General features: G+C 66.0%; 25 protein-coding genes and 4 tRNA genes. 13 read left to right on the top strand and 16 right to left on the bottom strand.

All coding sequences use genetic code 11. The features are described 5' to 3' along the window. Positions 1-31: 31 nt before the first annotated feature. Entirely contained in the window at positions 32-508 is a 477-nt protein-coding gene (locus AB0876_RS02100) for a DUF2834 domain-containing protein (RefSeq protein ID WP_526041061.1), read from the top strand. Here the strand turns inward: AB0876_RS02100 and AB0876_RS02095 are convergent. From AB0876_RS02095 to AB0876_RS02085, 3 genes are read right to left on the bottom strand one after another with little or no spacing between them, the layout of a single operon-like run. Next, positions 501-1,100: a TetR/AcrR family transcriptional regulator gene (locus AB0876_RS02095; protein ID WP_526041060.1), complete on the bottom strand. Its 600-nt coding sequence runs from the start codon at positions 1,098-1,100 to the stop codon at positions 501-503. The genes AB0876_RS02100 and AB0876_RS02095 overlap by 8 nt on opposite strands. A 24-nt stretch (positions 1,101-1,124) precedes the next feature. After that, positions 1,125-1,367: a hypothetical protein gene (locus AB0876_RS02090; RefSeq protein ID WP_526041059.1), complete on the bottom strand. Its 243-nt coding sequence runs from the start codon at positions 1,365-1,367 to the stop codon at positions 1,125-1,127. 22 nt (positions 1,368-1,389) lie between these two features. Further along, a complete protein-coding gene (locus tag AB0876_RS02085; RefSeq protein ID WP_526041058.1) occupies positions 1,390-2,031 on the bottom strand; it encodes a YdcF family protein in 642 nt (213 codons plus the stop codon). Between the two features lie 298 nt (positions 2,032-2,329). Between AB0876_RS02085 and AB0876_RS02080 the strand changes: the two genes are divergently transcribed. The 4 genes from AB0876_RS02080 to AB0876_RS02065 are packed head-to-tail and all read left to right on the top strand — an operon-like array spanning position 2,330 to position 5,110. Then, positions 2,330-3,211 (top strand): TIGR04222 domain-containing membrane protein, encoded by an 882-nt coding sequence (locus tag AB0876_RS02080; protein ID WP_526041057.1) that lies wholly within the window; start codon positions 2,330-2,332, stop codon positions 3,209-3,211. Next, positions 3,208-4,074: an MbnB/TglH/ChrH family RiPP precursor modification enzyme gene (locus AB0876_RS02075; RefSeq protein WP_526041056.1), complete on the top strand. Its 867-nt coding sequence runs from the start codon at positions 3,208-3,210 to the stop codon at positions 4,072-4,074. Before AB0876_RS02080 ends, AB0876_RS02075 begins: the two co-directional genes overlap by 4 nt. Further along, positions 4,071-4,253 (top strand): SCO6045 C-terminal-like domain-containing protein, encoded by a 183-nt coding sequence (locus AB0876_RS02070; RefSeq protein WP_526041055.1) that lies wholly within the window; start codon positions 4,071-4,073, stop codon positions 4,251-4,253. The genes AB0876_RS02075 and AB0876_RS02070 overlap by 4 nt, the downstream gene beginning before the upstream one ends. A gap of 38 nt (positions 4,254-4,291) precedes the next feature. Next, positions 4,292-5,110: a L,D-transpeptidase gene (locus tag AB0876_RS02065; protein ID WP_526041054.1), complete on the top strand. Its 819-nt coding sequence runs from the start codon at positions 4,292-4,294 to the stop codon at positions 5,108-5,110. On the opposite strand, the gene AB0876_RS02060 is transcribed toward AB0876_RS02065, so the two are convergent. The 3 genes from AB0876_RS02060 to AB0876_RS02050 all read right to left on the bottom strand — a co-directional run bounded on the left by AB0876_RS02060 (position 5,107) and on the right by AB0876_RS02050 (position 7,723). Continuing rightward, positions 5,107-6,672, bottom strand: a complete 1,566-nt coding sequence (locus AB0876_RS02060) for a DUF4132 domain-containing protein (RefSeq protein WP_526041053.1) — start codon at positions 6,670-6,672, stop codon at positions 5,107-5,109. The genes AB0876_RS02065 and AB0876_RS02060 overlap by 4 nt on opposite strands. A 109-nt stretch (positions 6,673-6,781) precedes the next feature. Then, entirely contained in the window at positions 6,782-7,111 is a 330-nt protein-coding gene (locus AB0876_RS02055) for a hypothetical protein (RefSeq protein WP_526041052.1), read from the bottom strand. 78 nt (positions 7,112-7,189) lie between these two features. Then, positions 7,190-7,723 carry a hypothetical protein gene (locus AB0876_RS02050; RefSeq protein WP_526041051.1) on the bottom strand — a complete coding sequence of 178 codons (534 nt, stop codon included), beginning with the start codon at positions 7,721-7,723 and terminating at the stop codon, positions 7,190-7,192. A 175-nt stretch (positions 7,724-7,898) separates the two neighbouring features. Between AB0876_RS02050 and AB0876_RS02045 the strand changes: the two genes are divergently transcribed. After that, positions 7,899-8,246, top strand: coding sequence for a DUF2200 domain-containing protein (locus AB0876_RS02045; RefSeq protein ID WP_526041050.1), 348 nt, complete (start codon positions 7,899-7,901; stop codon positions 8,244-8,246). 164 nt (positions 8,247-8,410) lie between these two features. Here AB0876_RS02045 and AB0876_RS02040 read toward each other — a convergent pair whose 3' ends face one another. Then, entirely contained in the window at positions 8,411-8,797 is a 387-nt protein-coding gene (locus AB0876_RS02040; protein WP_526041049.1) for a hypothetical protein, read from the bottom strand. Beyond that, positions 8,797-9,432 (bottom strand): nucleotidyltransferase domain-containing protein, encoded by a 636-nt coding sequence (locus AB0876_RS02035; RefSeq protein ID WP_526041048.1) that lies wholly within the window; start codon positions 9,430-9,432, stop codon positions 8,797-8,799. Before AB0876_RS02035 ends, AB0876_RS02040 begins: the two co-directional genes overlap by 1 nt. Positions 9,433-9,621: 189 nt before the next feature. Here AB0876_RS02035 and AB0876_RS02030 point away from each other — a divergent pair, with 189 nt between their 5' ends. The 4 genes from AB0876_RS02030 (at position 9,622) to AB0876_RS02015 (ending at position 12,271) form a co-directional block, all read left to right on the top strand. Then, a complete protein-coding gene (locus tag AB0876_RS02030; RefSeq protein ID WP_526041047.1) occupies positions 9,622-10,461 on the top strand; it encodes a sugar phosphate nucleotidyltransferase in 840 nt (279 codons plus the stop codon). Positions 10,462-10,528: 67 nt separating this feature from the next. After that, positions 10,529-10,903 carry a hypothetical protein gene (locus tag AB0876_RS02025; RefSeq protein WP_526041046.1) on the top strand — a complete coding sequence of 125 codons (375 nt, stop codon included), beginning with the start codon at positions 10,529-10,531 and terminating at the stop codon, positions 10,901-10,903. 56 nt (positions 10,904-10,959) lie between these two features. Then, positions 10,960-11,871: a hypothetical protein gene (locus AB0876_RS02020; RefSeq protein ID WP_526041045.1), complete on the top strand. Its 912-nt coding sequence runs from the start codon at positions 10,960-10,962 to the stop codon at positions 11,869-11,871. Positions 11,872-11,962: 91 nt separating this feature from the next. Next, a complete protein-coding gene (locus AB0876_RS02015) occupies positions 11,963-12,271 on the top strand; it encodes a hypothetical protein (RefSeq protein WP_526041044.1) in 309 nt (102 codons plus the stop codon). Positions 12,272-12,377: 106 nt separating this feature from the next. Here AB0876_RS02015 and AB0876_RS02010 read toward each other — a convergent pair whose 3' ends face one another. From AB0876_RS02010 to AB0876_RS01995, 4 genes are all read right to left on the bottom strand, one after another. Further along, complete coding sequence (locus AB0876_RS02010) at positions 12,378-12,686, bottom strand: hypothetical protein (protein WP_526041043.1); 309 nt, start codon at positions 12,684-12,686, stop codon at positions 12,378-12,380. Positions 12,687-12,889: 203 nt separating this feature from the next. Next, positions 12,890-12,963, bottom strand: a tRNA-Phe gene (locus tag AB0876_RS02005). A gap of 39 nt (positions 12,964-13,002) precedes the next feature. Continuing rightward, positions 13,003-13,079 (bottom strand) — tRNA-Asp (locus tag AB0876_RS02000). A gap of 36 nt (positions 13,080-13,115) precedes the next feature. Beyond that, positions 13,116-13,188 (bottom strand) — tRNA-Glu (locus tag AB0876_RS01995). 133 nt (positions 13,189-13,321) lie between these two features. Between AB0876_RS01995 and AB0876_RS01990 the strand changes: the two genes are divergently transcribed. Then, positions 13,322-13,397: transfer RNA gene (locus AB0876_RS01990), tRNA-Lys, on the top strand. 56 nt (positions 13,398-13,453) lie between these two features. On the opposite strand, the gene AB0876_RS01985 is transcribed toward AB0876_RS01990, so the two are convergent. Then, positions 13,454-13,819 (bottom strand): group I truncated hemoglobin, encoded by a 366-nt coding sequence (locus AB0876_RS01985; RefSeq protein ID WP_526041042.1) that lies wholly within the window; start codon positions 13,817-13,819, stop codon positions 13,454-13,456. Between the two features lie 261 nt (positions 13,820-14,080). Between AB0876_RS01985 and AB0876_RS01980 the strand changes: the two genes are divergently transcribed. Further along, the gene (locus tag AB0876_RS01980) at positions 14,081-14,407 is read left to right on the top strand and encodes a DUF732 domain-containing protein (protein ID WP_526041041.1); all 327 of its coding nucleotides are present in this window, start codon (positions 14,081-14,083) and stop codon (positions 14,405-14,407) included. 10 nt (positions 14,408-14,417) lie between these two features. On the opposite strand, the gene AB0876_RS01975 is transcribed toward AB0876_RS01980, so the two are convergent. Next, a complete protein-coding gene (locus AB0876_RS01975; protein WP_526041040.1) occupies positions 14,418-15,428 on the bottom strand; it encodes an oxygenase MpaB family protein in 1,011 nt (336 codons plus the stop codon). Positions 15,429-15,509: 81 nt separating this feature from the next. Here AB0876_RS01975 and AB0876_RS01970 point away from each other — a divergent pair, with 81 nt between their 5' ends. Next, on the top strand, positions 15,510-16,094 hold the full coding sequence (locus tag AB0876_RS01970; protein WP_491837349.1) for a TetR/AcrR family transcriptional regulator: 585 nt from the start codon (positions 15,510-15,512) through the stop codon (positions 16,092-16,094). 21 nt (positions 16,095-16,115) lie between these two features. Here AB0876_RS01970 and AB0876_RS01965 read toward each other — a convergent pair whose 3' ends face one another. Both AB0876_RS01965 and AB0876_RS01960 read right to left on the bottom strand, forming a co-directional pair. Further along, the gene (locus AB0876_RS01965; protein WP_526041039.1) at positions 16,116-16,556 is read right to left on the bottom strand and encodes a hypothetical protein; all 441 of its coding nucleotides are present in this window, start codon (positions 16,554-16,556) and stop codon (positions 16,116-16,118) included. Between the two features lie 171 nt (positions 16,557-16,727). Beyond that, positions 16,728-17,174: a hypothetical protein gene (locus tag AB0876_RS01960; protein ID WP_526041462.1), complete on the bottom strand. Its 447-nt coding sequence runs from the start codon at positions 17,172-17,174 to the stop codon at positions 16,728-16,730. Positions 17,175-17,230 lie beyond the last annotated feature (56 nt).

Below are 17,230 nucleotides of genomic sequence, written 5' to 3'. Positions count from 1 at the left end.
CAAAACTTCGGATCGCGAGTGTGCTCACGCCATGGTGTCGCTCATCGTTCATGCAATTCTGGGCGTGGCCGTCGTCGCGCTCGTGATCCGCCTCAACCCCGGGATCTTCGCCCGCCCGCCGGGACCGGCGCTGTCCCGCGTCGAACTGGCCTTCTACGTCGTCGGCCTCGCATCGATCCCGATCTGCTGGTACTTCAACATGCGGTTTGTCGCGCAGTACGCCGTACCGGGCGGCAACCCGATCTGGGGGCCCGGAAGTTGGGCCGAGTTCATCGCACTCGGGTACACCAACCCCGCCGCCGGCTCGGCCAGCGCCGACTACACGATCGCGAATGTCATTCTGCTGCCGCTGTTTACGATCATCGACGGGCTACGACGCGGCATCCGCCATCCCTGGCTGTTCTTTGTCTCGAGCCTGTTCACCAGCTTCGCATTCGCGTTCGCCTTCTACTTCGCCACCATCGAACGGCAGCGCCGCCACCAGCAGGCCGAGGTCGGCGTCAGCTGAGCGGGGTCAACATCGCGGTGCAGGCCTGTACCGCGTCCTCGATGATCTCGCCAACCTCGCCGCCGCTCTCGACGGTCATCGCGGTGAGCTCGCGCAACCCGCCGATCATCATGATCGTGCGGCGCCGCGAGATCGACACCCCGTCCGCCCGGAACGCCTCGGAGCTGGTCATCACCTGCACCATCGCGACGAAGTTCTCCATCGACTCACGTTGCAGCGTCCGCGCCGCGGTCCCCATGGTCGGCAGATCGCGAATCCAGGCCAGCATCAACTCGGGGTGAGCCTGATACGAGCCGATCCACGCCTCGACTGCCTGGCGGACCTGAGCCTGCCACGGCGCATCGCGGTCGACCACCCGGGCGATCTCCCGCACATGCCTGGTGTTGACCGTGGTCAACAACGCAACGAAACACTCCTCACGGCTGGCGAAGTGCTCATAGAACGTGCGGCGCGACGTCTTGGCCCGCCGCACGATATCGGCGACCGTGGTGTTCTGATAGCCGTCCTCGACGACCGACTGAATCATGGCATCGAGCAGCCGCGACCGGAACGCGCTCTTGTCGGCCTCAACCGACGTCGTAGGACTGTTCATCTCGGGCTGCCATGGTAGTGCCGGTCAACGACGCACGGTGGGGCTATGGCCGACGCTGGACCGCGCCCCCGGGCTGGCGGCGGGTGGCCGGTTCTGCCGGAAGCTGAGACAGACGCCGAGATTGCCGCCCACGCACGGCACACCGTTGACCGTCGGAACGGGCCCCCCGGAACGATTACCGGTCGGATCCAACGCGGCCGGTTCCGCGGCGGCAGACGGCGCGAATATCACCGCGAGTGCGACCACAGCCAAGACGATCCGGCCCATTCCGGCAGCGTAACCCCGCGCATCAGCCGATCGGCGTTATCGGGCTCAGGACGTCGCGCACGAACTGCGCGATGTTCACCGACGGATTTCCGTCCGGGAAGCTCACCGTGGCCAGCACAGTGCCGCCCGCGTCCGCGAAGTTCTGATCCGCGCGGCCCTGATGCGTCGACGACGTCACCACGATGATCCCGGTGGCCCCGGCCTTCTTGGCCAGCGGCACGGAGAACTGCGCGTTCTGCACGGTGCTGTTGGCCCTGTCCTCGACGATGATCCGGTTGGCCGGGAAACCCAGCATGAGAAGCAGATTGCGCATCTGCGCCGCCTCGGTCTGTCCGTTCTGCGGGTTGCCGCCGGTGACTATGACGGGTGACTGCGGGAACGACTGCGCGATGGCAAGCCCGGTGAGCACACGGTGATACAGGATGGCCCGCATCGAACCGTCGGGCTTCAGCCCGTAGCCCAGGATGACGATGGCGGGCTTGGTGAAGTCCTTGCCGGCCACCGGCGGAACTGCCTGGGCGACGGGCGCGCTCAGCCCGCCGAACACCACCGTCACGGCCAGGACAGTTGCCACCAACCCTCGGCGCACAGGTTCACCCCCGAAAAATTTGCGACACGCGTGATTATCGATGCCTCTGAGGGCGATGTTACAGATATGGTCCATGAGGCGCAGTGTGCCTACTGTGACTTTCCCGGTATCCCGTCACTTCCGCGCGCGAAATCCCGGGCTTCGGAACACCTGCTGACGCAACGGATTTTCCTCATTCAACGGCCAATGAGCCCTCACCAACTCCTGTCCCGCGCCGTGCACGCTGGCTGGTTCAGCCGGGCCGTGCACGCAGCGACCCGACTGAAAGTTGTGACCGGTAACGGGCACAACCCCGGGCACGGTGGTCTCAACCGAACACCAGGAGGTGACTGTGATCTCGATCGAGGAAGTGATTGATTTTTACGCGTCGGGCATGACCGAACAGGCGAAATGGTATTTGGCCGCACTGGTCGCAGCAGCGGTCTTCGCGGTTTTGTGGCGGACCGCCACGGCCCCGCGGCGACCGGCTAGCCAGGACCCGATCAGCCCGACCGAACTCGCCTACCTGCGATCGGAAGTCGCCCCGGTGGTCGCCGCCCTGGCCGGACTGCGCGCCAGTGGACGGATCACCGGAAACGGCCGGGTGGACCGCGCGGTGCCGGCCGGCCCGGAGGACGACCGGTTCACCGAACAGACCCTCGCGCGGGTCGCCGCCGATCCGGAGCACACCGTGCCCGGCCTGTTCACCGATTCGCAGGCCGATCTGGCCGCGCTCGAAGAACAGCTGGCCGAACGGGGCCTGCTCCGCAGCCAATCCGAGCGGGCCCGCATGCGCTGGGGCGCAGCGACGTCGTTCGTCGTGCTGGCGGTCGGCATTGGCTACTGCGTCTACCTGGCGATCCACGCCGACGAGGAGCCGCGCTACGTGATGTCGCTGGTGATACTGATCATGGCGATCGTCTTCTACACCGCTGTGGTGCTGCCCCGCCTGCTCACGGTCAACCGGCTGACGCGGGCGGGCCGGCAACGGCTGGCCGCCGAGCAGGGACGGCTGTCCTACCTCAATCCGGCCGAGCGCCCGGCGTACGAAACGTATGGGCCGGCAGCCGTGGCCCTTTCGGTGGCGTTGTTCGGCACCGCAGCGCTGTGGGCGGTGGACTCCGACTACTCCAGTTCGGTGCAACTGGCCGGGGATTCCTCCGGCGGCGGCGCTGACGGTGGTGGTTGTGGCGCCTCCTGCGGCGGCGACGGCGGCGGCGGTGGTTGCGGAAGCGGATGTGGTGGGTGCGGCGGCTGCGGAGGGTGCGGCGGATGACCACCGCGACCCGCGCCGTGCCCGCGCTGGGCGACCTGGGGTTGGGGTGGCGACGCGAGATCGGCGGGCTGATAGCCGACCTCGCGCCCGGCTTCTGCGAAGTGATCGCCGAGGCGGTGCCGATACGGCGCCGCCGGGCCCGGCCCGATCCGATGCTCGCCGGGCTCGCGGCCGCCGGGGTCCCGGTGATCCCGCACGGGGTCGCCCTGTCCCTGGGCGGTGTGGAACCGGTGCAGGCGGCCCGGGTCCGTCGGTTGGCGGCCTGCGCCGAGGCATTGGGATCCCCTTTGGTCAGCGAGCACATCGCCTTCGTGCGGGCCGGTGGGATCGAAGCGGGGCACCTACTGCCGGTGCCCCGCACCCGGGAGGCACTGGATGTATTGGTGCACAACATCATCCGCACCTCCGCGCAGCTGCCCGTACCACTGGCGGTGGAGAACATCGCCTCGTTCGTGGAGTGGCCGGAGTCGGACCTCAGCGAGTCGGAGTTCCTCACCGAGCTGGTGCAGCGCACCGACGTGCTGCTGGTGCTCGACGTGGCGAATGTCTATGCCAATGCCCGGAATCGGGGCCTCGACCCTCAACGCGAGCTCTCCCGGCTCCCGGTCGAGCGGGTCGCCTACAGCCACGTCGCGGGTGGCCGCCAGGGTGACGACTTCTATCACGACACCCACACCGAACGGACGCCACCGGAGGTGCTGGACCTGGTCACCGTGCTGCGTGAGCGGGTGGACACCCCGTTCATGCTCGAGCGCGACGGGCGGTACCCGCCGGCGGCGGAACTGTTCGACGAACTGGACGCGATCGCCACGGCCGCGGGAGCCGCGTCGATCACCCCCGGCGCACGAAAGGTGTGGGCATGAGCGAAAGCCTGGCTCAGCGGCAGGAAGCCCTGGTGCGGGCATTGGTGGCCGATGGCCCGGTGCCGCCCGGTTTCGATCCGGCGGCCGTAGCCGCGGCAGGCGAGGTGTGTCGTCACAAGCGCGACGCGCACTCGGGTGCCGCCCCTCGGCGGCGCCGGTGGTGGTCGGTGTGGCGCTGAAATACCGGACAGTCCGGGCAGCGTGACACGATGGTCCGATGAGTGACTGGACGACGGGAAGACTTTTCGGCGCCTTGAGGGTGGCCGGAGCGGCTTCGATGGTGGGCTGTGCGCTGGTGTTGGGCGCCGGTGCCGCGCAGGCAGATCCGGCTCCGTTCGAGCCGCCGAGGCTCGTGCCGGCCGACGGGGCGACCGTCGGCGTGGCCCAGCCGGTCATCATCAACTTCCCCGGCCCCGTCGACGATGCCGGTGCCACCGAAAACGCCATCCACATCTCGTCGGTCCCCGAAGTGCCCGGCAAGTTCTACTGGATCACCCCCACACAACTGCGTTGGCGTCCACTGAGCTTCTGGCCCGCCCACACCACGGTCACCGTCGACGCCGGCGGCACGGTGTCCAACTTCAACATCGGGGACGCGTTGGTGGCCACGGCCAACGACGCCACCCACCAACTGACCGTCACCCGCAACGGGACCGTCGAGAAAACCATCCCGATGTCGATGGGCATGGCGTCCGGCGGCCACCAGACTCCGAACGGCACCTTCTACGTTCAGGAGAAGATGCCGTCGGTGGTGATGGATTCGTCGACCTACGGTGTTCCGGTCAACTCGCCGAACGGATACAAGCTGAACGTCGATCTGGCCGTCCGGTTCGACGACAGCGGCGACTTTGTCCACAGCGCCCCATGGTCTGTGGCCGATCAAGGCAAGCGCAACGTCAGTCACGGCTGCATCAACATCAGCCCGTCGAACGCGCAGTGGTTCTTCGACACCGTCCGCCCTGGCGATCCCATCATCGTTCAGAACTCGACCGGCACCTACACCCGGTACGACGGCTCCAACGACTGGCAGATCTAGGTCTCGAGAAGCGCCGCGACGGTTCCGACGATCGTTGTCAGCAGCCGATCTGAGGCCGGTTGCCAGACACCGTGCCGCTTGTTCGGTGTGATATCGACGGGGTCGCCGTCGCGCGTGACACGGCCGGTGGTGAGGCTGACCCTGAATCCGTTGACCTCCAGGTGCCTTTGGCCGATTCGGACCGGCTCGACCGATGTGAAGTCGGCCAGGATGTGCTCGAGGATCACCCGCCGCGTTGCGAGTACTCCCGCGGGTGATTGAGGGATGGAGCCTCCGGATTCGGACGACCCTTCGATCGCGACAGTTGAGGCGCTGAGGATCAGGTCGGCCGAGCGAATGATCTCGGACCTGGCAGGCACGTCGTCGCATCCATCGGCGGCGATCGTCACGGAGCCGTCCGCGGCCATTCCCAGTGCTCCGACCCGCAGGCCTGCCGCACTGCATGTCTCCAGGCCCGCACCCGGGTACACCGAACCGTCGAACCACATCTCCGCACCCACCGTCCCCACGCGTCGGCTGATCGTTTCGTGGCCTTCGCTCGTCCACCCCTCTGCTCGATACAGACCCGTCAGCTGTCGCACGTTCAGCACCGCGCGACCCGCGATCAACCGGTCCGCGTCGGCACCGGTGTAGTGCTCGCGGAACACCTGCGCGAACGGCTGCACCAGTCGCAGGTTCCGTACGCGAATACGCCACGCGTCCCGTTCGGCGGGAGTCGCCGCAGCGGGGTGCCAGAGTCGGATTCTGGCGCTGTCCCAGACGCTGACCGGGCGGCCCTCCGCGTCAGCGAAGTCGCCGGGCTCGCCGAGGAATGCCGGCCCGCCGACGACCTGCCAGACGAGGCTCTTGCTGATCGGAGCGACCGGGACTGCGAATGCAGCGTCGATCCACGTCGGATACGACCACGACGCGGAGACGAGCCATCCTGTCTCCAATGCCTTGGTCCACGTGGTCAATTGGGCCTTTGAGGGGGCAGTTTCGAACGGCAGGCGCAAGGCGACGTCCGGGCGCCCGGCGATTGCGCGACGGGCCTCCTTTATGTACCTGGTGAACTTCTTCTTGATCCCGGCGTGCCGTACGTCGCGTGTGGTGTCCGCGAGGCCCGCCACACTCTCAGGGGTGGGCGCGGCCATGATGGCGCGGGCAAGCGCGAAAGCCGCCGCCTGCGACGGCGCTGATTTGGCTGCCGCCTGGGGTGCGATGGCGGCTCGGCTGAGAATTCGGGGAATGGGCGCCGCCCAGTCGGCGTCCACAGCGAGTGCAACAAGCGCAGCGCGCTCGATCACCCGCGCATCGGCCGCTGTGAACGCCTTGTCGGCGACAAACGGCTCGGTTCCTTCATGGATGGCAGCCAGTCGCGAGTCCGCGATCGTGAGGATCCTGCGCGCGAATTCGAGGTATCCGGAGTCCTTGCTGAGTTGCTCGGTCAGCGCGCGCAGAACATCGTGGTCGTCCCCGATGAATACCCACCGATCGCGCAGCATCTCCAAGGCGTTCGCAGCAGGCAATCCGAGACGAACTTCGGCATGGGCTTCCAGTTCCTCGAGGAACCCGTCGGTCATGCTGGAGAGGGTACGTCGGCATACAGACTGATCGAGATCGCAAACCCGCCAGCGGTTCCGCCACGTAACCCCTCGTCATACTCATCGCCGATCGGTGCGCCGCACTTCGTCACGGTGCCACCCCCTGGGCATGATTGCGGCGATGCTGCGCCACTGCCAACCGAAGCAACTCGGAGTACCCCGGTTCAAAGTTCTTCCGTGTGTCGGCATCGAATCGACCCGCGAGGTAACCGTTCAGCTCGTTGGCGATGATCGCGACGAGCTGCTCTTGCGACCGATCACGTAGGTCGAGCATCAGGATGTTGTTGTCACGCAACTCGACGATCTCGGCCTTGCGGTCACCGTCGGGCAGGCGATCCTCAAGCAAGTCGAACACGATCCCGGTCATCGACGAATTCCAGGACCAACTACCGTCCAGAAACCACAAAAAGCTGTTCATCACTCGCCTCCCACTGTGACGACGTCGGGATCCCGCAGGCCCGGCCTCAAAGGCCGGGGCAGCTGTTCCGATCCCCGATCATGCCTGCTTCTTCCGGCCGCCGGCGAACCGCACGAACTGGATGTCGTCCAGATCGTCGGGATCGTGGTTGGTGTGGAGGAAGACCACGACCTGCCCCACATGCACGTCAGCGTCTGCCGGGTAGTCCTGGCTGCAGAGCCGCCGGTGGAGTTTCTCCTGTCCCGGCATCTCGGCGCTGATCACGAGCGTGAACGTATCGAATCCGCCAATGTCCGTGGATGGTTCCTCGTTCCGGAACTCGACCATGCCGGCGGACTTGTAGCCGGCAGCGAACCTCGCCTCGCGGACCCGGTCCTGTGCTTCGGTCTCCAGGAATGCACCCACGACAAGCAGGGCGATGCCTACCCAGATCATCCAGATGAGAACGGGGAAGACGCTGTCGTCGCCGGTGACCTGCTGCACCAGTAGTGCGATTCCAAATGTGACGAACGGGAGCGCGATACCGACGAGTGCCATCGTGCCGGCCAGGTTCTGTATGCGTGACCAGCGGCGGATGCGCGCCTGAAGCTCCTCGGGTGTCGCAGTGCTCATGACCTGGGCCCCCGTTTCGAGTCAGCACCTGGGAACCGTCAAACAGGACGTCATGGACGATGCCGGGTCGACGAAGGTGTGTGACATTGCGTCTGTCAGACATCTTCTCCCGCGGCCGCTGCTACCGATCACAAGGACGTCGGCTCAAGACGCCACCACGCCGTAGCCTCGACGCATGGAACACCGGATCTTCGGCACCGCCGTCGCCGCGGTGTACCCGCACTACCTCGCGAAGATGCAGCGCAAGGGCCGCACACAGGCCGAACTCGACGAGGCCATCTGCTGGCTGACCGGTTTCGACGAGACGACGCTGCGGAACCACCTCGATGACGAGACCACATTCGCGGAGTTCTTCGCCGACGCCTCCCTGAACCCGAACGCCTCGCTGATTGCCGGCGTCGTCTGCGGCGTGAAGGTACAGGAGGTCGAGGATCCGCTGATGCGCAAGATCCGCTACCTGGACAAGCTGGTCGATGAGCTGGCGCGCGGCAAGCCGATGGACAAGGTGCTGCGCACGGTGTAGCCCGCCAGGTAGGCGATCAAATCCCGAAAGGGTCGCTGGGCCGACATTGCGGGTTCGTGGGGGTCGAGAACGGGCTCCGCGACCGTCGGGCCACGATTCTCGTCGGTTGTTCAGGCGGGGTTCGGGGACGGGTTGAGCTGGGATTCATGCGGACGACCCGCGAACTATCCGCGGGCGGCCACCGCTTGCTTGGCTGCCTCGACCAGTTGCTCGGCGGCGCGGTTCATCTTCTTCAACTCCGCAGAGGTCAGATCCTGATGTGTGTAGGCGGCCTTGTTCTTGAAGTTGAGCAAGGTGTTCAGGTGCCGCTCCGATCCGCTGTCCGCTCGCTTGAGCAAGGCGACGGCCTCGCTGTGGTTGCCGGTGTTCGAGTGCACTCCGAGGCGCACGCAGCAGAGCACGTCCGAGGCCGCGATACCCGCGTCCACGTACAGGTCGCCGGCGGCATTGGGCATTTCCTCGCCGAGATGCTCGGCACCCTCGAAGAACTCGATCGCCTTGGACAAGCGCCCGTCGGTGACCACGGAGTCACAGTTGCGCTGTCCCGCCATCAGGACTTCCTCGCCGCGCGCAGCTGCGCGTTGAACCAGGCCCGCGTCCCCGCGACGGTCTGGCCTTGCTTCGACACTTCCTGGAGCAGAGGCTCACCTGCGGCGGCCGCGGCGCGGAACCCATCCTCGGTGTACTCGACGATTCGGCCGTCGTTTCCGGTCCACGCGGTGACCAGCCGGGCAAGTTCGGTCAACCGCTGGTCCCACGCATCGTCGTCCTCGGAGTCGGCATCACGGACCAAGAACAGGTCGATGTCGCTGTCGAGCTTCATGTGCCCGGTCGCCGCGGAGCCGAACACCGCGGCGTACTTGAGATCCTTGCCCCACTTCTCGTCGAAGTGCTCTTCCAGTCCGGTGAGGAACGTGGAGTTCAGCCTCGACAGCATCCTGATGGGCTCGGCCGCGAGGTGCTCGGCGTTGAAGCGGTAGGTGTGGGTTCTACCCACCTCGTCGTGCAGCACCACACCCTGCGCGGTGAGCCGGTTGAGTACCTTGCGGATGCCTTCCCCCGACGCCTTGGTGAGGATGCGCTGGACCTGGCTGATCGTGAACGTGACGTCTGCACTCGTCAGGACGGCAAGCACGTCGCCGTCGAGCGTCGGCGTCACCGTTGCGAACGGCTTGTTCAGCTGCATGACCCGCATCCCTCTCTAACTAAAGTTAGAGTAACACAACTATAGTTGGAGTAGGTTGAACGGCGATCCGCCTGTCGCAACTGGCCGTCGAGGCGGAATCCAGTCGATGCGCCTCCACTTCCATGTCGACCTCTCGTCTCACCCGGAGGTGCGTCCCGCAGGCGTGACTGGTTCCCTAGTCTTCTGGCCATGAAGGTTCACAAGGCCGTCATCGCGGCCGCGGGGCTGGGGACACGGATGTTCCCGATCACCAAGACGATCGACAAAGCGATGCTTCCCATCGGTTCACGGCCGGCCATCGACCTGATCATCGACGAGTGCCGGGCTGCGGGTGTTGGCCAGATCGCAGTGGTCGTGCGGGCCGGATCGTCACAGGTGCAGGACTACTACACGCCAGATCCGATCTTGGATTCGCTGCTGGCACGGCACTCCTGGCAGTCGAAGGGCGAGGTGCTCAACGAAATCGGCCGGGGAATCGAGTTCCAGTTCTTCCACCAGCGGCTTGATGTCGATGACTACGGAACGGCGGTCCCACTACTCCTGGTAGAGGACTTCGTTGGTGAGGAGTCGTTCTACTATATCTCCGGCGACGACGTCCTCATCGATGCACCGTCCACCTCGACGCTGCTGAACCTCACCGAACAGGTAGAGGTCGGAGGCAGCGGCGTCGTCGCCCGCGCCTCTGACCGGGCTGATGCGGGGCGGTACGGAGTCCTCGATGTGGCGCGACAGGACGATCGGTTGGTCTTGACCGAGGTTCGGGAGAAGGTGTCGCCGTCCGATCTCACCTGCGGTCCCCTCGTCAACATCAGTCGCTACGTTCTTCCGCCGACGGTCATAGATCTCGTGCGTGAGTTACCAGTCGACCCGCGTAGTAGAGAGCGCCGGATCACAGATGCGCTGCTGCGACTGGTGGACTCCGGCCTGCCGCCCGTCGTGCATGTGACTGACGGTCAGTACTTCGATATCGGCCACCGCCAAGGTCTACTGGCGGCAAACAACTTCGTTGCTGCTCGAGGGCTTCTCTGAACTCGGGTGGAGACCGTGGCTGAGCGGTGGCCTCCCAGGCACTCGCTCGCCCCCACCTCGCCGTGCCATGCTCCGAGGCGTGTTCGAGATCGGATCCAGGCAGCGGAATCTCCCCGCACCGCCGCACGTGGTGTTCGAAGATCTCACCGCCCCGAACCGCAGCGAAGCGCGGCCGTGGCTGCACCTGCTCGACGACGAGGTGCCGCCCGCGGTGCTGGAGTGCCGGGAGCCGGACTTCGTGGTGTGGTCGTCGCTGTGGCCGCGGCGGCCGGACGCGCGGATCATCTTCGAGTTACCGCAGGGCGGCCCGGGCGGAGGCACGGACCTGAGGTGGACGCTGACGGTCGACGAGCCGGCGCCCGACGAGACGGTGGCCGGCCACATGCGGAAACGGGTCAACACCCTGATCCACGCGAACCTCCGTTCCACCTACGGTCAGTAGCACGGCCGCTCCACGAACAAGCCGACCGTGTCACCGGCCCGTGGCAAGCTCCCCACATGCCGCCAGCCCCATACGCGTTGCGAGCCGCACCCGACGCCGTCGAACTGTGGTCGACGGTCCGCTTGCCGTATGAACCACGCGACTGGGTGCTCGAGATGCGAAACGACCTGTGTCGAGCACTGCGCAACTCAGCTCCCAGATCGGGTGGACACCTGCATGCGGTGTACAGCGCAGCTGATGACGGTGAGTTCGTCGACACCGAGAACGTCTTGCTCTACAACGTGGGCAGCGGCGCGCTCCGGCCACTGATGTCACAGTCGGTGACTTTCGAACGCGGCTACGCGATGCCGATGCCACCGCCGGGGAGCGGACTGACCGAAGGCGCGGCCCTGCACTACCAGCGTTACCGCGAAGCAGCCGACAACGCGTTCGAGTTCTGGAGACCCGGTAAGCAGGTGGCCGCATTCACCGGCGTTCCCGTGGACTCCGTCGCCGACAAGCCCGCCCCGGTGTGGAAGGCCATCCGGGACTTCGCGGCGCCACCGGCCGAGACAGCCGCCGCCCCAACGCGTTTCGTCCTCACGCTCCACGTGACAGACACGAGGAAGCATAGGCCCGCGAACTCGTTGGTCGACATCATCAAGCCGACCCTGGACGGCATCATCAGCGCCTATCACAGCCACGAGAGCTCCGATGGGGTCGCCGAAGCTCAGCGGCTCGAAGAGGCGGGACTGGGATCGAGGGAGACGCTGCGAGAACAGCTTCTCGATCGACGTTGGGCAGCTCTCGGGGGAAGGCGGCTCTTGTCATCGTTCGGTAGGACGGGAGTGCAGTGGAATCCTGCCGACGACTTCTGTGTCGCCGCGCACGTCACCCTCAGCACCGGTGGTTCGGTTGCAGACGGCCACCCTGCCCGGTGGCGACTGTCCGCGGAGTTGGCGGAGGCCATCCCCGTGCGCGAGGGCTGACACCCCCGGCCTCCGCTCCCGTCGGCACTCGACCGCGGTTCGCGTAGTTCTACTGATCCGGTAGGCCTGCCACGCGGCCCACGATGGAGCCATGAGTCCCGAACTGCGCCGCAACCCTGGACTTTCGGCGATCGGCATCATGGCGATGGTCATCGCATACGTGCTGGCGTTCACAGTGCTCTCCGATACGGACATGGCCTCGAAGTTCGAGAACGGCGTCGCACCGCCGGGAACCGACGTAGCCGGCCTCCGTGGCGCTGCTGTCGGGAGCATCGTGGTCGTCGTAGGTGCGTGGGTGTCCGTGGTCGCGGGCCGCGCGATCATCCCGATCGTGCTGGTCCTCGTGGCCTCTGCGCCGTTCGCACTGCTGTCGCTCTTCACGTTGCAGCTTGCGTTCTGAACGGCGCGCCACCGCACCACCCGGCAAACCTGTCGACTCGCGTCACTGCCTCGGCCTACGCTCCGGACATGACCGAGCCCACCGCCCGCGGAGTAACTCGCGGCGACTACACCCCGTGTCCGGCGATGTCCATCTGCTCAACCGTCGCGGCGTCGTATCCACGTGAACGTAGGTACTGCTCGGCGGCGGCGACAGCGGCTCCGGCCTCGGATTGAGTGCCGATGCCGTCCGCATAAGCGATCCCATATGCGACGGCGCAGTCCTGCTGTACCTCCGCGAGGAACTTGTTCTTGTTGACGTAGCCGTTCGCCGCGGCGGCGTTGGCGCACGAGTACTCGTTCGCCGAAGCCGTACCCGCGTTCACAATCGGCAGCACGGCGAACACCGCAGTCACGAAGGACAGTCGCGTCCTCATAGTGCGCTGAGAGTACCGCCGCCCCATCCCGCTGCCGGGCGGATTCCAACGAGCGATCGACGCTTCGGAGTGACCCGCTGCGGGGTCAACGGGCCACCGCGTAGGCGACTAACTCCGGAATGGGGCACTGTGGGTCATCGGACGCATTGCGCCAACCGTCTGCAGTTACAGAAAAACCCACCGTCGCCAGTGGGTTCTCTCAGTGGCCAGGGCCGGGATCGAACCGGCGACCTTCCGCTTTTCAGGCGGACGCTCGTACCAACTGAGCTACCTGGCCGGAAGGCCGTCGGCCTTAGACCGAAGTGCCTCGCCGTGATGGCGACCCTGACGGGACTCGAACCCGCGACCTCCGCCGTGACAGGGCGGCGCGCTAACCAACTGCGCCACAGGGCCTTACTTTTCCAGCATGCTCCACGTTTCCGTGTTGCGTACCCCCAACGGGATTCGAACCCGTGCTACCGCCGTGAAAGGGCGGCGTCCTAGGCCACTAGACGATGGGGGCCTAATCCGAATCTCTCCGGGGTGTTCACAACGTGTCCGTTGGGAGCTTCGATAGCTTAGGGTACGGATGCCCAAATCTTCAAACCAGGTGGTCGCAGCACCAATTTCGGTCATCTTGTACCCTGTCTTCTCGCGCCCCTATAGCTCAGTTGGTAGAGCTACGGACTTTTAATCCGCAGGTCGTAGGTTCGAGCCCTACTGGGGGCACCACACACCCGCCGCAAGGCGGGTCACTGTGCGTTTCACGCGCTCCGCGCTCCAGCGGATTACGCGCTCCGCGCGGTCGCGATCTCGTCGGCGAGCGGAGCAATCGCGGCGATGATCTGGCCCACGATCGGTTCGGGCACCCCGGCACCGGCCAGGCTGTCCGCGAGGTGGCCGGCCACCAGCTTGAAGTGATGCATCGTGATGCCGCGGCCTTGATGGACCTGACGCATCGGTGCTCCGCTGTACTGCACGGGGCCGCCCAGCGCCGCGGCGAAGAACTCGACCTGCCTGCCCTTGAGCCTGGCCATGTTGGTTCCGGTGAAGAAACCGGCCAGCTCGTCGTCGGCGAGTACCCGCCGGTAGAAGTCCTCAACGACGGTCTCGAGTGCCTCGCCCCCGCCGATCTGCTCATAGGTGGTCGTCATGGGGGCCAGCCTCGCCTGCCGTCGTTGCCACCCAATTTCGCGCACGTAGCCGAACCGCTACGGCCGCCTCACGGCCGCGACGCGTCGACGCGGCCTGCGCAGTACGGGCCAGGCCGTTTATCGTGGTGCACTGAGGTCGGACGGCCCAACGTAACGAAGACCGCGAGATTTCGGATAAATTTCGCGACCCGTGTTCACGTTCGGGGTCGACAGCATGAAGGAGTCAGCAGCATGTTCTCCCGGCGCCTACGCACTCGAGCCATGGCGACCGCGATCGGCACCGCCGCGCTCGCGGCAAGCGCCGCATTCGGGGTCGCGCCGGCCCACGCGGACACTCAGGACGACCAGTTCTTCACCATCGTCAACGACCTGAAAATTCCCACCACGTCCGCCGAGGAGGCCGGCCAGGTCGGTCGCGGCGTCTGCGACGCGCTGACGAAGGGCAAGATCGAGCCCGCCCGCACGGTGCGTGGAGTGATCAGTCAGCTGATGAACCAGGCGGGCATCGACAAGCACCAGGCCGCGAACTTGGTCCGGGGTGCGGTCAAGGTCTACTGCCCGCAGAACGCCCCGTTCGTCGGGCGCTGAGGCGGTCCGCTCAGACCTTCGGGCAGTAATGCATCCCGTTGTCGCGGTGGCCGATTGGCGGCAGGTTGCGGGCCGGGGTGTGCACCAGCGGCGCGTCCGCCGGGAGACGGCCGGTGACACGATCCCACGCAGTGCGCGCCCGCGGATGCATGCGGCGCCGACGCGGCACCACTGCGAACACCTTGCCGATCGCCTTGCCCAACAGGCGATGCACTTTCTCGTCGCGCTCCGACCAGGTGTAGCCCATCAGCTCGCGCACCGCCGGGTGATACAGACCGACGGTGAACCAGACGAACAACGGGTGCACCACATACTTGCGCTGCAGCGCCCACATCCAGTCGGGCATCTTCGACGCGAACGGCGGCTTGGGCAGCTCGGACAGATCCAAGACCTCACGGGCCGCGGTGTTGTTCTCCAACACGTTGCGGCACATGTGTTCCCAGTAGACCTGGAAGTCCTCCCAGGTTTCCGGTACGGGGCGCATGCTCATCCCGTACATCGAGTACCACTGCTTGTGTTCCTCGAAGAGTTGCCGTTTCTCCGCTTCGGAGATCCCGCCCGCGAGCCGGTCGGCAACGATGATCGTGCCGACGAAGAACGTCGAATGCGCCCAGTAGAAGACTTCGGGATTCAACGCATGATAGCGGCGCCCCTGAGCGTCCACGCCCTTGATGTTGACGTGGTAGTCGCGCACCTCGGCGCCGGTCTGCGGCGCCCGATCGCCGTCGAACACGACGCCGCCGATCGGGTACAGCGAGCGCAGCAGGCGGGGCCAGCGCTCCTGAAAGAAGATCGAGTGCTCCTCGACCGCGGCACCGAGTTGCGGATGCATGTTCTGCATCGAGCCGGCCCACGGGCCCTGCAGCATGCCGCGCCAGTCACCGAAGTACTTCCACGTCAGCGAATCCGGCCCCAGGGGTATCGGCGGCGCCTCGTACCCGCCCGGGGCGGCTGGGCAACCCGCCGCCACCGCATCGGAACCGCTGGTCACCGGGCATGTCTCAGAAGTATCTTGTGTCACAGGTGCGCTTTCTGCCGGCAGAACGAAGGTCGGAGTTTCAATTGTGACTACACACGTTGTCATCAGAGCTTAGGAGTAGATGTGCCATCCGGTCAACGACGCGGCCGATGGTCGGGCGTTCCGCTGCAGGAACGCGCGGCCCGTCGTCGCGACGAACTGATCGCAGCAGGGGTCGGCCTACTCGGCAAAGCCGAGGGCCCGGCCCTGACGGTCCGCGCTGTCTGCCGCGCAGCCGAACTCACCGAACGCTACTTCTACGAGAGCTTCAGCGACCGCGACACGTTCGTCCGGGCCGTCTACGACGACGTCTGCGCCCGGGCGATGTCGGCCCTCACCACAGCGGCCACGCCCCGCGACGCGGTCGAGCGATTCGTCGCACTGATGGTGGACGACCCGACCCAGGGCCGCGTGCTGCTGCTGGCCCCGGAATCCGAACCGGTGCTGACCCGCTCGGGCGCGGAATGGATGCCCAACTTCATCGGACTACTGCAGCGCAAACTGACCCGCATCGCCGACCCGGTGCGCCAGGCCATGGTCGCCACCAGTCTGATCGGAGCACTGACCGCGCTGTTCAGCGCCTACCTCGACGAGAGGCTGCCGGCCAGCCGCGAACAGTTCATCGACTACTGCGTCGACATGCTGCTCGGGCGCATCGCCAGTTTCTGAGCGAACTCCCCGAAGCCCCCGTTATTCGTCGGGGGTACTGGCCTCGGCGATCGGCTGCTGCTCGGCGGCGGCGGCCTCATCTTCGGCAGCCTTGGCCTCACGGCCCGCCGGGCTGCCGATGGACGCGCCCGGATGGGTCTCGGTGGCGTGGTCACCGTCGCAGTTGAGCGACACTTCTGTCACGTCCTCGCGGTATTCGTAGTACGTGTCGGACGTCTGCGGCACCAACTGCCGAACGGTCCAGGCATTGGTGACGATGCACTCGTCGCGCGGCAACCGGCTACCCACGCTGACGGCGACATGCGCCGTGCCGCCACCATCCTCGATGGCGCTCACCGCGTCACTGTATGTCTGTCCCACGACGTCCGGCGCCGCCTGAGCCGCCCCCGCCCCCATCACCGCGAACGCAAAACCCGCCGCGGACATGCCGATAGCGCTTCCGAACCCGATCGCGATCTTCATCTGGCCCGACCTTCCCCGTCCGGCGATCTCTCCCGGAGAGGTGGGGCGACGGCGCTTCGGGCCGTACATATCAGCAACCCCGCGGTCCGCGACAAGGTGTCACGGCAACACTCTTTGGGAGCTGACCAGGATTTTAGTCGGCAGCGGGGCTCACATTCGAGTAATTAGCCCTTACTCGTCGGGGGTGCTGGCCTCGGCAAGCCCTTCCTGCTCGGCGAGCTGGGCCTGCTGCTCGGCGTACGCCTGCTTCGCTTCCTCGAGATCGTCGGCTGCCTTGGCCTCGCGGCCTGCCGGGCTGGCGACCGAAGCGCCCGGATGGTTGGCGGAAGCGTGCGCACCGTCGCAGTTCAAAGCGACCATGACCTCGCCGGATGCGTGACTACCGTCCCGCACGAACGGCGCGTCCCACGCGTTGGTGACGATGCAATCCCCCTGGGACAGTTTGCTTCCCACGGTGACCGCCACCTTGGCACTGGAACCGCTATCCTCGATCGCGCTCGAGGCGTCCGAGTAAGTCTGGCCCACCACGTCAGGGGCGGCGGCGGCCACGCCGGCACCGAACAGCAGGGATACGGCCGCACCGGAGGCGAACACGGCTCCGGCACCGACGACAGACATTTTCACGTGTGCCCAACCTCCGAGCGTGGGTATCCGACAGATGTTCGTGCGGATCC

The sequence above is a fragment of the Mycobacterium sp. NPDC049093 genome (genome assembly GCF_040704635.1).
GTDB lineage: Bacteria > Actinomycetota > Actinomycetes > Mycobacteriales > Mycobacteriaceae > Mycobacterium.
Note: the sequence above shows the minus strand (reverse complement) of the source record. Positions and strands in the feature narration are given on the sequence as shown.

Excerpts from the sequence above, each read along its gene's own strand:
- AB0876_RS02025 (WP_526041046.1), top strand. The coding sequence starts at position 10,529 with ATGCTCCGAGGCGTGTTCGAGATCGGATCCAGGCAGCGGAATCTCCCC.
- AB0876_RS02055 (WP_526041052.1), bottom strand. The coding sequence starts at position 7,111 with ATGAACAGCTTTTTGTGGTTTCTGGACGGTAGTTGGTCCTGGAATTCG.
- AB0876_RS02050 (WP_526041051.1), bottom strand. The coding sequence starts at position 7,723 with ATGAGCACTGCGACACCCGAGGAGCTTCAGGCGCGCATCCGCCGCTGG.
- AB0876_RS02040 (WP_526041049.1), bottom strand. The coding sequence starts at position 8,797 with ATGGCGGGACAGCGCAACTGTGACTCCGTGGTCACCGACGGGCGCTTG.
- AB0876_RS02065 (WP_526041054.1), top strand. The coding sequence starts at position 4,292 with ATGAGTGACTGGACGACGGGAAGACTTTTCGGCGCCTTGAGGGTGGCC.
- AB0876_RS02020 (WP_526041045.1), top strand. The coding sequence starts at position 10,960 with ATGCCGCCAGCCCCATACGCGTTGCGAGCCGCACCCGACGCCGTCGAA.
- AB0876_RS02085 (WP_526041058.1), bottom strand. The coding sequence starts at position 2,031 with ATGGACCATATCTGTAACATCGCCCTCAGAGGCATCGATAATCACGCG.
- AB0876_RS02035 (WP_526041048.1), bottom strand. The coding sequence starts at position 9,432 with ATGCAGCTGAACAAGCCGTTCGCAACGGTGACGCCGACGCTCGACGGC.
- AB0876_RS01985 (WP_526041042.1), bottom strand. The coding sequence starts at position 13,819 with ATGACGACCACCTATGAGCAGATCGGCGGGGGCGAGGCACTCGAGACC.
- AB0876_RS01965 (WP_526041039.1), bottom strand. The coding sequence starts at position 16,556 with ATGAAGATCGCGATCGGGTTCGGAAGCGCTATCGGCATGTCCGCGGCG.
- AB0876_RS02060 (WP_526041053.1), bottom strand. The coding sequence starts at position 6,672 with ATGACCGACGGGTTCCTCGAGGAACTGGAAGCCCATGCCGAAGTTCGT.
- AB0876_RS02080 (WP_526041057.1), top strand. The coding sequence starts at position 2,330 with ATGACCGAACAGGCGAAATGGTATTTGGCCGCACTGGTCGCAGCAGCG.
- AB0876_RS02045 (WP_526041050.1), top strand. The coding sequence starts at position 7,899 with ATGGAACACCGGATCTTCGGCACCGCCGTCGCCGCGGTGTACCCGCAC.
- AB0876_RS02070 (WP_526041055.1), top strand. The coding sequence starts at position 4,071 with ATGAGCGAAAGCCTGGCTCAGCGGCAGGAAGCCCTGGTGCGGGCATTG.
- AB0876_RS01960 (WP_526041462.1), bottom strand. The coding sequence starts at position 17,174 with ATGTCTGTCGTCGGTGCCGGAGCCGTGTTCGCCTCCGGTGCGGCCGTA.
- AB0876_RS02075 (WP_526041056.1), top strand. The coding sequence starts at position 3,208 with ATGACCACCGCGACCCGCGCCGTGCCCGCGCTGGGCGACCTGGGGTTG.
- AB0876_RS02015 (WP_526041044.1), top strand. The coding sequence starts at position 11,963 with ATGAGTCCCGAACTGCGCCGCAACCCTGGACTTTCGGCGATCGGCATC.
- AB0876_RS02095 (WP_526041060.1), bottom strand. The coding sequence starts at position 1,100 with ATGAACAGTCCTACGACGTCGGTTGAGGCCGACAAGAGCGCGTTCCGG.
- AB0876_RS02030 (WP_526041047.1), top strand. The coding sequence starts at position 9,622 with ATGAAGGTTCACAAGGCCGTCATCGCGGCCGCGGGGCTGGGGACACGG.
- AB0876_RS02100 (WP_526041061.1), top strand. The coding sequence starts at position 32 with ATGGTGTCGCTCATCGTTCATGCAATTCTGGGCGTGGCCGTCGTCGCG.
- AB0876_RS01980 (WP_526041041.1), top strand. The coding sequence starts at position 14,081 with ATGGCGACCGCGATCGGCACCGCCGCGCTCGCGGCAAGCGCCGCATTC.
- AB0876_RS02090 (WP_526041059.1), bottom strand. The coding sequence starts at position 1,367 with ATGGGCCGGATCGTCTTGGCTGTGGTCGCACTCGCGGTGATATTCGCG.
- AB0876_RS02010 (WP_526041043.1), bottom strand. The coding sequence starts at position 12,686 with ATGAGGACGCGACTGTCCTTCGTGACTGCGGTGTTCGCCGTGCTGCCG.